The organism is Legionella sp. 16cNR16C, from assembly GCF_021297775.1.
Taxonomy (GTDB): Bacteria; Pseudomonadota; Gammaproteobacteria; order Legionellales; family Legionellaceae; genus Legionella_C; species Legionella_C quinlivanii_A.
In genome coordinates this window covers 220,547-235,164 of the sequence record NZ_JAJTMX010000001.1, presented here as the reverse complement: position 1 = coordinate 235,164, position 14,618 = coordinate 220,547, and the positions used below count along the sequence as shown (strand labels likewise).

The following is a 14,618-nucleotide window of genomic DNA, read 5'->3' as shown; positions in this document are numbered from 1 at the left end:
TCATTAAACCGGATCATATTCCCGCGAGCAACACCTAAGCGTCATCTTACATCCTCTCGCCCCTCAGGGGAGAGAGTCAGAGAGAGGGGTTTAAAAATCAAACCCTCACCCTAGCCCTCTCCCAATTTGGGAGAGGGGATTTTCGCTTAAGTTGAAGCCTATTCGCAGCAATACGACCCAGCCTGGCTAAACACTCTCATTAACACCCATGTTTGATCTTCAATCCTTTATAGGATTATAGTCCGAGGAATAACTAGTGTCATAATAATCTATAGCATTAAATTGCGCTGATCATTAGTCAATAGCGAGCGCAACAAACTTATAAAATATATCGAGCCAAATCCTCATCATCAACCAGTTTACCCAAGTGCTTTTCAACGTAGGCTGCATCAATGTGAACCGATTCACCTGATTTATCCGTTGCCTCAAATGAAATAACCTCTAAAAGACGTTCCATAACCGTATAGAGACGGCGGGCGCCAATGTTTTCAGTACGTTCATTCACTTTCCAGGCCACTTCAGCAATACGGCGAATACCGCTATCGCCGAAGGTCAGCGTTAATCCTTCAGTAGCCATTAATGCTGAATACTGCTCGGTTAATGATGCGCTTGGCTCAGTAAGAATACGGACGAAATCTTCCACGCTTAATGCCGACAGCTCCACACGAATGGGCAGACGTCCCTGAAGTTCAGCAATCAAATCCGAAGGTTTCGCGACATGGAATGCACCGGAAGCAATAAATAAAATGTGATCCGACTTAATCATTCCATATTTGGTTGACACAGTAGAACCCTCCACCAAAGGCAGGAGATCCCGCTGAACCCCTTCTCTGGAAACAGAACTGCTCATTCCAGTGTCTGCGCGCTGGGCCACTTTATCCAGCTCATCAATAAACACAATGCCGTGCTGTTCGACCTTTTCAATAGCCCGTTGCTTTATATCATCCTCATTGATTAACTTTGCCGCCTCTTCTTCACGCAAAATTTTCATGGCTTTGGAAATGATCATTTTACGGGTTTTAGTCCGGCCGTTGCCTCCCACTTGCTGAAACATCGATTGCAGCTGGCTGGTCATTTCTTCCATACCCGGAGGGGCCATAATCTCAATGCCTACGGGTGAAGAAGCAATTTCTATTTCAATTTCATTATCATCCAGCTTACCTTCCCTCAGCTGTTTACGAAAAACCTGCCGGGTTGAGTTCTCTTTTTCGCTGGCGAACGTGGCACCACGAGCGGCAGGAAGCAAGGCATCCAGTACACGCTCTTCAGCCGCATCCTCTGCCAGATGCTCTACTTTTCGCATCGCATTTTCGCGTTCCTGCTTAATAGCGATATCAGCCAAATCTCTGATAATTGAATCGACATCACGCCCAACATAGCCTACTTCAGTAAACTTGGTAGCTTCTACTTTGATAAAGGGTGCTTGCGCCAGTTTGGCCAGGCGTCGTGCAATTTCAGTTTTACCAACGCCAGTTGGACCAATCATCAGAATATTTTTAGGCATAATTTCATTGCGCAATGAGTCATCCTGAATCTGCATGCGCCGCCAGCGATTCCGTAAGGCAATTGCTACTGCTCTTTTGGCTTCATCCTGACCAATAATATATCGATCTAACTCCTGTACGATCTCACGTGGAGTCATCATAGTATTACTCATGCTCACTATCCAATTCTTCAATGGTTAAATTATGGTTGGTGTAGATACAAATCTCACCTGCAATTTGCAGACTTTTTTCCACGATTTCCCGGGCTGATAATTCGGTGTTTTCCAGCAAAGCGCGTGCGGCAGACTGAGCGAATGGACCTCCGGAACCAATCGCAATGAGTCCATGTGCTTCCGGTTCAATCACATCACCATTTCCGGTAATAATCAGAGAAGCCTTATGATCGGCAACAGCCAGCAGAGCCTCCAGACGGCGCAGCATTTTATCGGTTCGCCAGTCTTTTGCCAGTTCAACTGCTGCGCGAACCAAATGGCCTTGGTGCATCTCAAGTTTTCGCTCAAATCGTTCAAATAAAGTGAAGGCATCTGCCGTACCGCCAGCGAAGCCCGCGATCACCTTGTCTTTATAAATACGGCGTACTTTACGGGCATTTCCCTTCATCACCGTGTTACCCAGTGTCACTTGACCGTCGCCCCCAATAATTACTTTATTCCCTCGTCGTACCGAAAGAATCGTAGTACCGCGATATTGCTCCAAGGCTGATTCCTCTTTTAAAAGTCAAAGCTGTCAAATGGGGATTGATTAGTCATTTTCAATAGATATTGAAATATTTTTTATGAGCCTCAGGCGGTGCTGCTCAATCAGGCTGGCAAGTCAGGCAGCCCTGCTCTTCGCAGAGCTGGCAAAGGCCTTTCAATTCAATAGCTGCTTGCCCCAGGTTGAAATGAGAATTTTCAGTGATCTGTTTGAATAATTGCCTGAGCTGGTTATCATACACTTCCTGCACCTGATGGCAGTGATTACAGACCATCAAGAGTTCGGATGGCAAATGCTGCTCTGGCTGCTGGCAAAGGGTATAACACTGTATCGACTCTACTTTGTGCACTAATCCTGCAAAAACGAAATAATCCAGCACCCTGTAGACGGTAGGCGGCTGCGCATTAATTTTCGTTTCCAGCAGCAATTCAAGAATCTCATAAGCCTTTAAGGGCCTGTTTGCCGACCAAAGAATGTAGAGGATTGATTTGCGAAGAGAGGTCAGTCGTTTAACAAGTCCATTACAATATTGATTAAAGCGCTCAGGATACATTGTCAGGGGCTGCTGTCTTAAGAAAAGAGACGCCGTTTTCCAGTGGCTCAATAGCGAGATATTCGGCAATACTTTGGCCAATATCAGCAAAACTGTCTCTTCTGCCAATAAAGCAGCTGGGAGTATTCTTGCCAAAAGCGAGAACCGGAATATGTTCGCGGGTATGATCAGAACCCGGCTGAGTGGGATCGCAACCATGATCTGCCGCTATTACGACCAAATCGTCTGGTTGCAATATTGACAGAAGTTCAGGCAGGCGCACATCAAACGCTTCGAGAGCCCGTGCATAACCAATAACATCGCGGCGGTGTCCAAAAGAAGAATCAAAATCGACAAAATTCGTAAAGACCAGACTACCCGATGGTGCTGTATTCATAGCCTTCAGAGTTGCATCGAACAGGGCCATATTGCCGTCAGCTTTAATGGTTTGAGTTAAACCCTGATGGGCATAAATATCAGCTACTTTTCCGATTGCAATCACTTCCCGATTATTTGCTTTGAGCTTATCCAGTAAGGTGGGTGCCGGCGGCAATGTAGCGTAATCTTTACGATTCCCCGTTCGAGTGAATGCTCCCGGCTTGCCGATAAAGGGTCGTGCAATCACCCGGCCAATCTGGTACTCATCCACCAGGCGCCTTGCCACTTCGCAAATCTCGTACAGCCTGTCCAAACCAAAATAATCTTCATGGGCCGCAATCTGGAACACGCTGTCAGCGGAGGTATAAACAATTGGCTGATTGCTTAGAATATGCGCTTCACCCAATTCATCAATAATGTGGGTGCCGCTCGCATGTTTAAGCCCCAGTACCCCGGCGATTTTGGTTTCTCTGATAAAATCAGCGATCAATTTTTCGGGGAAACAGTTTGGGGTATCTGGAAAATAGCCCCATTCAAATAAAACAGGAACCCCTGCCAGCTCCCAATGTCCGCTGGGTGTATCTTTACCCAGACTCTGTTCCACCGCATAACCATAATAGCCTTGAGGCTCATCCAGAGTAGTCAAATCGATACGTGGAATACCGGTACTCGCCAATGCCGCATGATAGAGCCCCAGGCGCGCCAGATTAGGAAGCATCAATGGACCCTGACGAACATTTTCGCGGTCGGCTTGCCCCTCGGCACAGGCAGCGTGAATATGGCCAAAGGTATCAGCGCCCTGATCACCATAGCGGATTGCATCCTGACTCGCGCCAAGACCGAAAGAATCCATCAATAATATACAAACGCGACCCAACATATTACGCCTCCACATGCCGGCCATGAGTTTCTCTTAATCCCCATAGAGAAAACAGTGCGACTAATAAGCCTATAGGCAAAATGATGGCAGCAAATTGGTAATCGCCTAACGAATAGACTGGTGTACCGCCGTGCATTTGCATTTCCCCATGACTCATTAATAGCACACTAAAGAGATTCTGATAAATAATGTAGCCACCCTGGGTTAAAATCGAGATTACGCTGACAGCAGTCGCTGTAATCGATATGGGACTACTTTCTGCAACCAGCGCATAGCTAATGACCTGACCTGCCGTAAAAAATCCCAGCAGAAAAAATAAAATCTTCATTACTGGCAGAGAAACCGGGGCATAAAGCACGACCAGTAATGTAGCCAGCGATGCAATGACGCTAACTTTCATAGGTAATATCCTCAGACCCAGCTTGTCGGAGATCCAGCCAATGAATGGGCCACCAATGATTGCACCAAGGAATAGCAAGGTATTCACCATTGACGCATCATCTTTACTGACTCCCAGGCGCTGTACCAGATACAAAGAACCCATCATGGCACCAAATACTGCAATTGCCATATTCATCAGACTGGTATATAGCGCGGCCCTTAAGGTTTGAGGATTCAGATAGGTTTGTTTAGCAACTGAAAGTACATTCAGTGATTGAGAGGAAGAGGATGGCTTGACTTGTTTTTTCTCGATAATGCCAAAGAACATTAAGCATAATATAGCCATTCCCAGCCATCCTACCTGAATCAGCGCATCCCGCCAGCCAACCTGTGATACCAGCTTGGTTAAAGGATATTGGGCTAACATGCCGCCAGTCATGGCTATGGTCACGATAATACCGGTAACCATGGCCATCTTGCGAGGAGGAAACCAGCGCGAGGCCAGGCGAATTGGGCCAAGAAAGCAAAAAGCGCTGCCAATACCAGTAATAAAGCGGCAAAGTAATGCCAGATAAAACGATTGAGCATTTGCCAGAATAAATGTGCTTAAAACACACAAAAACATGGCCAGCAATACTGTTTTTTTAGTGGAATAGGTATCTAAAACCAGACCCGCTACGAACAGGAAAATTACATTGGAAACATAGTAAATGCTGGACAAAAAAGCCATTTTATCAGCCTGAATATGAAAATCCTGCATGATGTTGTCAGCAATGGAGGCAAACATATTGCCCTGAATAAATTCATAAAAGAAAAATAGAGAAGCGCTCACACAAACCAACCAGGGGAGCAATGACTCACGAAGTTTTCCAGTTTCTCGGTATTCTTCCACCATATGCATGTTCACTCCTTAATTAATACGGTTGCAGTAAGTTTCGCGTATGAGCATAGAGGCAATAAATGCCAGGATGATAGCTAAGGGAAACATCCACATTGCAAACTGAAAATCCGCCGTTGAGTAATTTTGTGTGCCACTGCCCGCATGGTGTTGAATCAGGAAGCCAAATAGAACCTGTCCAATACCACCGCCACCCATAATAAGCACTGAGGCAATACCCGTTGCAGCACCCGTATTTTCAGACGTATTGCTTTCTGCTATCAATGGATAGCTAATTACCTGCGTGCTGGTAAACAAACCCAGCATAAAAAAGAGAGCGCTTAGCTGGAACTGCGATAATTCCATATTGAAAAAGAGCGGCATTACCACGATTAAACTGCCTATAGCACCTGCGATCATTAATAGCTTTCGGCGTCCCTGGTAATCGGAAAGCCAGCCCACCAGCGGGCAGCCAATAATACTGCCAATGAAAATCATACTGACTACATTACTGGCAGCCATTTCTGATAACTGATGCGCTTTCTGAAGATAACTCGCGCCCCATAAAGCGCAAAGCACCATAATCGGCAAATTCAGAAAAGAAGTATATAAACCCGCTAACCAGGTTTGAGAGTTGCTTAAAGCCTGGAAAAAGCCAGGCAGTAATTCAGGCCGGGAAGCAGAACGAGAAACATTGCTTTTATGGGGGCTGTCCTGAATATTGATAGCAATCCATGCTAACAGCAGCCCGCCTACGGCGCTGTCAATCAGCAAGGCGTTTCGCCAGCCGAAATTATTAACTAACTGAGCCAGAGGCGTATGCGCTGTCATCCCTCCCAAAAAGGCCATAGTTACTAAAGAACCAATCACAAATGCCTGACGGCGCGGAGGAAACCAGCGTGAAACCAGCACTACACAGGATAAAAAACAAAACGCATTTCCAATCCCGGATAAAAAATGAAATATAGAGGCTAAGAGAAACGAATGAGTGACTGCAAAACCCAAAGTGCCAGCCACACAGATAAACATGGCAGTCAGAATGACCCGACGCGGTGAAAATCGATCGAGAATCAATCCTGCCGGCAGCAGAAAAAGAATGTCCGCCCACAGATACATGCTGGACATCCAGCTTAGCTGGGCCGCATTCAGGTTGAAATCATCCCGTAAGGGCTGATTGATTACATCAAAAATGTTTAGCTGAAAAAATTCATAGAAGAAAAATAAACCTGCAGAAAGACAAACCAACCAGGCTTTCATACCACCACGAGGCACACCAACTACACCCGAATCCAAGGCCAATGAGTCAGACAAGCATTCCCCCAGAAAATAGACGCCAAAACTGGGGCGCATTATATCAAATATTTGCGTTAAATGGTATCGCTATTGGACAAATAACTTGCAATTTAATCCCAGCTCCCCGCAGGATGCAAGAAGGCATCGCTTGCTGCACTGAAGCAATAACGATTATCCATTATTTTGCATTTTTGTTTTTATCGGCCTAATATGTGGATTACTTAAAAATAAGTAAAGAGGACTAAAATGATTCCCGCAAAAGGATATGCTGCCCTGCAACCTAAAAAAGAACTTACTCTCTACAATTTTGAACGCCGCGCTCCTGGCGATCATGATGTACTAATCGACATTAAATATTGTGGTATCTGCCATAGCGATATTCATCAGGTTCGGGAAGAATGGGGAACAGGACTGTTTCCAATGGTTCCTGGACATGAAATAACCGGGATTGTCCGTAAAGTGGGCGCCAAAGTCAGCCAATTTAAAAAAGGCGATCATGTCGGCGTGGGCTGTTTTGTTGATTCCTGCCGGCATTGTGAAAACTGTCAGGGGCATGAGGAACAATATTGCCGGGAAGGCACGACTTATACCTATAACAGCAAGGAAAGAGTTAACGGACATACCACTCAGGGCGGATATTCCAATGCCATCGTGGTCGATGAAAATTATGTTCTGCGGATTCCAGAAAACATACCTCTGAATAGCGCAGCACCTCTTTTATGTGCGGGAATCACGCTCTACTCTCCCCTGAGGCACTGGAATGCGGGCCCAGGTAAAAAAGTAGCCATCATTGGATTAGGCGGCCTTGGGCACATGGGAGTCAAGCTTGCACATGCAATGGGTGCCGAAGTGACGGTCCTTAGTCAATCGATGAAAAAAGAATCCGATGGGAAACGATTGGGAGCTGACCATTTTTATGCGACCAGCAATCCCGAAATCTTTTCCAAACTCGCTAATCATTTTGATCTGATTATCAACACGGTGTCTTCAGCGATTAACTGGGGTGATTATATGCAACTTCTGAAAACCAATGGAACAATGGTTATTCTTGGCATTCCACCCGAAAATGTGCCTATGGTTGCCATGCCGCTGATTGCGCAAAGACGAAGTATAGCAGGCTCATTAATCGGTGGAATTAAACAAACTCAGGAAATGCTCGATTTTTGTGGTAAACACAATATCAGTTCCGACATTGAACTCATTCCCATCGATTATGTGAATGAAGCTTATGAGCGCATCCTCAAGAGTGATGTGCGCTACCGTTTTGTAATTGACATGCAAAGTCTCAATGATGATCATACATTGATGTAATACCTCATTTTTTCAAGGAGAGAAGTTAATGGCAAAAGTACTTTGTGTTCTTTATAAGGATCCCGTAAACGGCTATCCCAAATCTTACGCCAGGGAAGATATCCCTGCGATTAATAGCTATCCTGGCGGTCAGACCGTTCCAAACCCTGAACACATTGATTTTAAACCGGGCGAGTTATTAGGTTCAGTCTCCGGCGAATTGGGTTTGCGTCCTTTTTTGGAAAAAATGGGGCATCAGTTGGTGGTTACCGCCGACAAGGAAGGACCAGATTCTGAGTTTGAAAAAGAGCTGGTTGATGCCGATGTAGTGATTTCCCAGCCCTTCTGGCCTGCTTATTTAACTGCCGAGCGGATTGCCAAAGCAAAAAATCTGAAGCTGGTGATTACGGCCGGCATCGGTTCTGATCATACAGATTTAAATGCAGCGATAGCAAAAGGCATCACGGTGGCTGAAGTCACTTACTCCAATAGCATCAGCGTCTCTGAGCACGTGGTGATGATGATACTGGCGCTGGTGAGAAATTACATTCCCTCCTACCAATGGGTAATTAATGGAGGCTGGAATATTGCCGATTGCGCTGCCCGTTCTTACGATCTTGAAGGAATGACGGTTGGATCTCTTGGCGCTGGAAGAATTGGTCTTGCGGTCATGAAACGTTTGAAACCTTTTGATGTAAAACTGCATTACACTGATCAGCATCGTTTGCCAGAAGCTACCGAAAAAGAATTAGGTCTGGTTTACCATGAAACACTGGAATCGATGATCCCGCTTTGTGATGTGTTCACCATTAATGTGCCTTTGCATGCTGAAACAGAACATTTGGTCAATGACGCATTAATCGACAAAATGAAAAATGGCGTGTATATCGTCAATACTGCAAGAGGCAAAATCTGCGATCGCGATGCCATAGCCAGAGCGTGCAAGAATGGAAAAGTCGCAGGTTATGCAGGCGATGTATGGTTCCCGCAACCCGCTCCGGAAGATCACCCCTGGCGCTCCATGCCTCACCATGCCATGACCCCTCATATCTCCGGAACAAGCTTGTCTGCCCAGGCCCGGTATGCCGCAGGTACCCGTGAAATACTGGAGTGCTGGTTTGCAGGAAAACCGATTCGCGACGAGTATTTAATTGTCGATAAACACCAGCTTCGGGGTGCAGGCGCTCATTCCTACACCAGCGGCAAAATAACAGTCGGTGAAAATTAAATCCCCGAGCGTTATCATCTAATGAGAATAGCAGGTCGGTCACTATGGCTAATGGCACTGTTTTAAGGCTTTAATCTACTCCCCACGTCCCTCGGCTTGAGTCCGAGGGATCCAGGCATCTCATGCTTTCTTAAAAGCATAGGGTATAACAAAACACAGGGATAGAAACAAATATCCCCGCAGCATATTGATCAACAATTCTTCACAATGGTTGAAATTTACAATATCACTGGTTATACTCAGCAAACTTTTGACTCTATTGGAACTTTTAGTTATGGCGTCCAACTTTTCTGAAGAACGATACAAAGCTCTGATATCGCAGGCTATTGAAGCAATTGAGCAGAATGATCTGCAACAACTGAAAAAACTTCTCAACCAATCCTATAAGGGACTTTTACCAGTACTTACAAGAAAAGGGCGGGGAGTCACCTTCTCAACCAGAGAAGGCATGGTTCCTTATTTGAATACTCGCAATGAGAAAGCCTTTTTAAGAGATCTGGCGATTCAAAAAGATCATGTAGACATCGTTGATTTTTTATTCACTGATGGCATGGGGGTCCGGACTGAATTAAACTGCGTTGACGTGGTAAGCGATGAAGTTCGTGAGAAGTCTTATAGAGGACACTTTCTGAATAAGGCTTTGGAATACAATAGCAGGAAGGTTATCGATCATTTGCTCACAAAAGGCTTTTCGCTTTCTGTAGAACAATTAAAGCAGTACGCCAGAAATAATAATGCAGAACAGTATTTAAATGCAGTCAACCCTCTATTAAACAAACTTCCTGCCTTGGCTCAAAAAGCGGATAGTCTTCACAGTCGGGAATACTACCGCGAATCTGAACGAGTTCGATCGCTGGAACTTTTTATACGAAATCAAATTAAATTGTATATTGATTTCTGTATTGCTCTGCCTGAAAAAAGTGCAGAACACTTGGAAAAGCAGCTTAAATCACCCTGCTATCCATTCACTTCCACTGTGAAAGATGAACTCAGGGACCACAGGGGATATAAAGAATTTTTTGCAAACCTTATGATTACAATATCCACACTATTTATCGCAAATATTTATCAGGCAGTTGCCACAAAAGGCGAATCGTTTTTCTTTAAATTCAATACAGACTCTGTAAATCAGTTAACTGAAGTGCAAAGCAGCCTTACTGAATGCAGCCTTTGATAGTCAAAGGCTTGCAGCAAAGTTGTTATGCCAGTCTGGGCCTATCAGATGATTGTGGCGATAACTGATTGCAAAGACAGTCATGTTACCGCGTCCGCTGTGTGCGAAGTTTTATGCCTTGACAGGGTTCGATAGCTAAGCTTTTAAAATCAATTGCTTTCCAGAGCGAGAAGGAATTTTTTCGCCGGGTAATAAAACACCCACTAAATTTAATGGATCTACCGCAAAGATAGAAATTTCCTGCGCCTCAGATTGAGCGGGAGTGGCTCGTAATGAATCTACGGCATAAGCCAATGCAAACTGTTCACCGGTAAAGCCGCTGATAAATCGCCCGCCGCGGATTTCCCCCTGTGCTTCCAGTCGACGAAAACCGCTTAGCAATTCTGACCAGGACGCCGCGATTTTTTCCCGCATAACAATCTCGCGAAAACAGACCCCGTAGCGCTTTAGCAGGATTCGACAGATGGATTCAATACGCCGCTCTGGCTCTACTGGCTTAGCGGCACGCAATAAGGACCAGCGTCCCTGGCTGAATAAATTATGGCGGCGAGGACGTCGACCGGTCCGCCGCTGCGGGTCTATCATGGCACGTAAATTATCGAAGCTGTCAGCACTTATCAAACCTGCCGCCACCAACTCCCAGAGCGCATTTTCAACTTCTGTCTTTAACTTCTGCACATCACTGACAATATCGCTGAAGAATGAAGCGCCATGCGTTTGCAGGTAGGTATAAACCACTTGGGCGTTATAGCTTAAACTTTTTAATTCCTCTGCAGTATAGGCGGATTTTCCAGCCAGCCAGCCTGATTCTTCCCGGATTAAAAAGGTTATAGGCGTGACACTGTTCGCCTGAATCGACTTGTAACTGCTAATTTCAAGATCCTTCTCTTTCAGGGAGGATTCAATACTGGGATGGAGGCTGGGTCTGCCCCACATGACTACCCCCGAGAGACAAAGCCTGTCCAGCAAATCCGGACTGTAGTCACTGATCCGTTTGGCAAAAATCTGCTTTTCCCAGGCATTTGCCGGAATTTCATAGGCCTGTAACTGGCGGATGACTTCTAAAACACCCTGCTCACCCTTAAGCTGGCTTTTGCCGGTGATATGCTGCCATTTAGCCAGCCAACGAATAAATTGCAGAGCGCTTACCGGTTCAATTTCCTTTCGTAATTTCGCCAGTGTCTGCTGATGAATTCTTGCCAGTAGACGCCGTTCACACCACTCCATTACGCCCTGGTTTTGTCGAAAATGTCCTCGTAGAATCTGACCGCTTGCTTCCAGTTTTAACAGACCATTATTGATCTGGCTTTCAGGTAACTTTAATAAATCGACAAGCTCGCTTACATTAACTGGGCCAAGATGCTGCATCCACCCTCTCAGCATCATCAGCAAGGCATCATCTGCATCATAGACTTGACTATCCCAGTCGATTAAATCCTTTGAAAACACTGCTGAAGGATAAATGGCCTGATACCCATTCTTTTTCTCGGTGGCAACCCAGAATGCCTGACCGTTCACCAACGCGGTACCAGCACGATTCGCATTCTGCAATTGTTCAAAAAAAACAGACCAGCTATCAGAGATGCGCAGATTATCACAGGAAAGACCAATCATCGTTTGCAGAAAATCATGCAATTCGTCCGCGTTTCTGATGTCAGGCCAGGCCTGTCTTTGTACATCGGCAATCACTTCCGCATCAAGCTGCCCCATATTGCCCTGCAGCCATTCGGGTAAAATCCGCCGCATGGCCACTGCCCTCGTTCGCCGCTCCTCCAAGGGCGCATCGTCAAGGAAAGCATAAGGGTTTGCATTGAGGATCTCATGCGAAAATACTGAGGGGGTTGGCGTATCCACGGCGATACAGTGTATCGTTCCCGCTTTAATCGCTTTAAGCAGTTCACGCAAACCCTCAATATCCATCGCTTCGGTCAGGCAGTCTTTCATGGTTTCATCGATCAAAGGATGTTCAGGCAACTCCACATCCTTTCCACCCAGATTGTCCTGACAAGCGGCGGCTTGAGGGAAAACTGCAGCCAGAAGATCATCTGCACGCATGCGTAATATATTAGGCGGCACTTTGCGGCCATTGCGGTATCGCATTAAAGCCAAAGCCCTGATTGCATCCCAACGCCAGCGGGTTGTGAAAACAGGTGATTGCAAAACTGCCTGCACCAGGACCTTCTTTATTGTTGCCGGATGGAGAAACTGAAAAACATCTTCAAGCGGAAAGCTGTGTTGCTCGGCTAAAGAGATTGCTAACCCATCGTCCGTTGCCGCAGCCTGTAACTCAAAATTAAAGGAACGGCAGAAACGTTTGCGTAATGCCAGCCCCCAGGCCTTATTGATACGCGCACCAAATGGGGCGTGAATAATTAGCTGCATTCCGCCTGACTCATCAAAAAACCGCTCGGCGATAATCGTCTTCTGGCTGGGAACTGCCCCTAATAAAGCACGTCCTTCAAGGACATAATCAATCATTTGGCCCGCAGCGTAATCACTGACATGACAGTGGGCGGTTAACCATTCCCTTGCTTTTTTCTGAATTGCAGAGTCAGTAGCTGTTGGTATTGGAAGTAATTCATCTATTTTGTTTCTTAAGCTGGAAACCTGTAAAGACAATTCATTACTACGGGCTGGTGCTTCCCCCAGCCAGAACGGCACTGTGGGTGCTGCACCCTGAGCGTCCTCAACAATGACTCTTCCTCTGGTATTTTCAACTTTGTACACCCTCCAGGACGTATTGCCCAACAGAATGACATCGCCGCGATGGCTTTCCACAGCGAACTCCTCATCGAGAGTACCGACTACAATTTCTTCAGGAGCGGCAATGACCGTAAATAAATTGGTTTCCGGAATTGCACCGCCATTCATAATGGCCGCCATGCGGCTGCCTCTTCGCCCCTTTACGATGCCATTGATTCGATCACGAAAGAGATAAGCTCCGTAGCGCCCGCGAGAAGCGGCAATGCCTTCGCTTAGCATTTCCAGAACGGTATTAAAAACCTCTCTTTTCAAATGACGGTAAGGATAACTGCGTTTCACTAATTTGAATAATTCCTCTTCGCTCCATTCGTCGGTGGCGCAAGCCGCTACTATCTGCTGTGCCAGAATATCCAACGGCTGCTCGGGTATTATCAACCGATCCAAATCACCGCTGTAGATGCCATATACCAAAGCGGCACACTCCAGCAGCTCATCGCGGGTAGTGGCAAAAAAATGGCCTCTTGAAATTGCGCCGTGCCAATGGCCGGCACGGCCCACGCGCTGTAATGCAGCAGCCAAGGCCCGTGGTGATCCAATCTGGCATACCAGATCCACCGTACCAATATCAATGCCAAGTTCTAAAGACGCGGTTGCCACAATTACTTTTAAGGCGCCGGTTTTCAACCCATTTTCGGCTGCCAATCGTAATTTGCGGGATAAACTGCCGTGATGGGCGGCCACCAATTCCTTGCCTATGCGGTTAGCAAGGTGATGCGACATGCGCTCTGATAGTTTCCGTGTATTGACAAAGACCAGCGTGGAGCGATTCTGCATGGCCAATTCTGCTACGCGATCATAAATTTCATCCCAGACATCATTGGAAGTGACAGCCTCCAGCGCGGTTTTAGGAACCTCTACCTTAAGATCCAGATGGCGCTGATGACCGATATTAACGATATTCGGAACGGCTCGGGAACTGCCGCTTAAAAATTTAGCCACTTCTTCGATAGGTTTTTGGGTCGCAGATAAGCCAATCCGAACCGGCAATTCATAGGTCAGTTTTTCCAGACGCTCGAGAGACAAGGCCAGATGAGTGCCGCGCTTACTATTAACCAGAGCATGGATTTCATCGACGATGACAGTGCGAACTGTTTTTAACAAAGCCCGACTCTTTTCTGCAGTCAGCAACAAATAGAATGATTCCGGTGTTGTTACCAGAATATGAGGCGGCTTTTTCAACATCGATTGCCTGTCCTTTGCCGGTGTGTCGCCAGTTCTGACGGCCACCCGAATATCATCCATTATTATGCCCGCCGCATTCGCATTCTCCTGAATTTGCTTTAAAGGGCCAAGAAGGTTCTTTTGGATATCATTGCCCAGGGCTTTCAGAGGTGAGATATAAATCACTTCGGTTTGATTCTCCAATCTGTTTTCCACTGCCGCGCGCATCAGTTGATCAAGGCAAACCATGAAGGCAGCAAAGGTTTTGCCCGAACCGGTTGGCGCAGAAATTAAAGTATGCTCGCCAGCCAGGATTCCTGGCCAACCTTCAATCTGCGGTGCGGTAGGCGTCTCAAACTGATTAACGAACCATTCCTTAATTAAGGGATGAGCCCAATCGATACTATGTGGATAGGAAGAGATCATGGCTATAGTATAGCAAATCTCGGCTTCTAAAAGG

Annotated in this window: 10 protein-coding genes; 3 read left to right on the top strand and 7 right to left on the bottom strand. The window is 46.2% G+C overall.

Features of this window, described 5'->3' with window-relative positions:
- Positions 1–319: 319 nt before the first annotated feature.
- The 6 genes from hslU to LXA66_RS01035 all read right to left on the bottom strand — a co-directional run bounded on the left by hslU (position 320) and on the right by LXA66_RS01035 (position 6,560).
- Complete coding sequence (gene hslU / locus LXA66_RS01060) at positions 320–1,645, bottom strand: ATP-dependent protease ATPase subunit HslU (protein WP_233011569.1); 1,326 nt, start codon at positions 1,643–1,645, stop codon at positions 320–322.
- Positions 1,646–1,649: 4 nt separating this feature from the next.
- Positions 1,650–2,201, bottom strand: a complete 552-nt coding sequence (hslV, locus tag LXA66_RS01055) for an ATP-dependent protease subunit HslV (RefSeq protein ID WP_112220188.1) — start codon at positions 2,199–2,201, stop codon at positions 1,650–1,652.
- Positions 2,202–2,301: 100 nt separating this feature from the next.
- Positions 2,302–2,754 carry a Fur family transcriptional regulator gene (locus tag LXA66_RS01050; protein WP_233011568.1) on the bottom strand — a complete coding sequence of 151 codons (453 nt, stop codon included), beginning with the start codon at positions 2,752–2,754 and terminating at the stop codon, positions 2,302–2,304.
- Complete coding sequence (locus LXA66_RS01045; protein ID WP_233011567.1) at positions 2,744–3,991, bottom strand: phosphopentomutase; 1,248 nt, start codon at positions 3,989–3,991, stop codon at positions 2,744–2,746. Before LXA66_RS01045 ends, LXA66_RS01050 begins: the two co-directional genes overlap by 11 nt.
- A 1-nt stretch (position 3,992) precedes the next feature.
- Positions 3,993–5,273, bottom strand: coding sequence for an MFS transporter (locus LXA66_RS01040; protein WP_133139356.1), 1,281 nt, complete (start codon positions 5,271–5,273; stop codon positions 3,993–3,995).
- 9 nt (positions 5,274–5,282) lie between these two features.
- Entirely contained in the window at positions 5,283–6,560 is a 1,278-nt protein-coding gene (locus LXA66_RS01035; RefSeq protein ID WP_233011566.1) for an MFS transporter, read from the bottom strand.
- Between the two features lie 228 nt (positions 6,561–6,788).
- Here LXA66_RS01035 and LXA66_RS01030 point away from each other — a divergent pair, with 228 nt between their 5' ends.
- The 3 genes from LXA66_RS01030 (at position 6,789) to LXA66_RS01020 (ending at position 10,234) form a co-directional block, all read left to right on the top strand.
- Entirely contained in the window at positions 6,789–7,853 is a 1,065-nt protein-coding gene (locus LXA66_RS01030) for an NAD(P)-dependent alcohol dehydrogenase (RefSeq protein ID WP_233011565.1), read from the top strand.
- Positions 7,854–7,881: 28 nt separating this feature from the next.
- On the top strand, positions 7,882–9,060 hold the full coding sequence (locus LXA66_RS01025; protein WP_112220084.1) for an NAD-dependent formate dehydrogenase: 1,179 nt from the start codon (positions 7,882–7,884) through the stop codon (positions 9,058–9,060).
- Between the two features lie 274 nt (positions 9,061–9,334).
- Positions 9,335–10,234, top strand: coding sequence for a hypothetical protein (locus LXA66_RS01020; protein WP_233011564.1), 900 nt, complete (start codon positions 9,335–9,337; stop codon positions 10,232–10,234).
- 135 nt (positions 10,235–10,369) lie between these two features.
- Here the strand turns inward: LXA66_RS01020 and LXA66_RS01015 are convergent, their stop codons facing one another.
- A complete protein-coding gene (locus tag LXA66_RS01015) occupies positions 10,370–14,584 on the bottom strand; it encodes a DEAD/DEAH box helicase (protein ID WP_233011563.1) in 4,215 nt (1,404 codons plus the stop codon).
- Positions 14,585–14,618 lie beyond the last annotated feature (34 nt).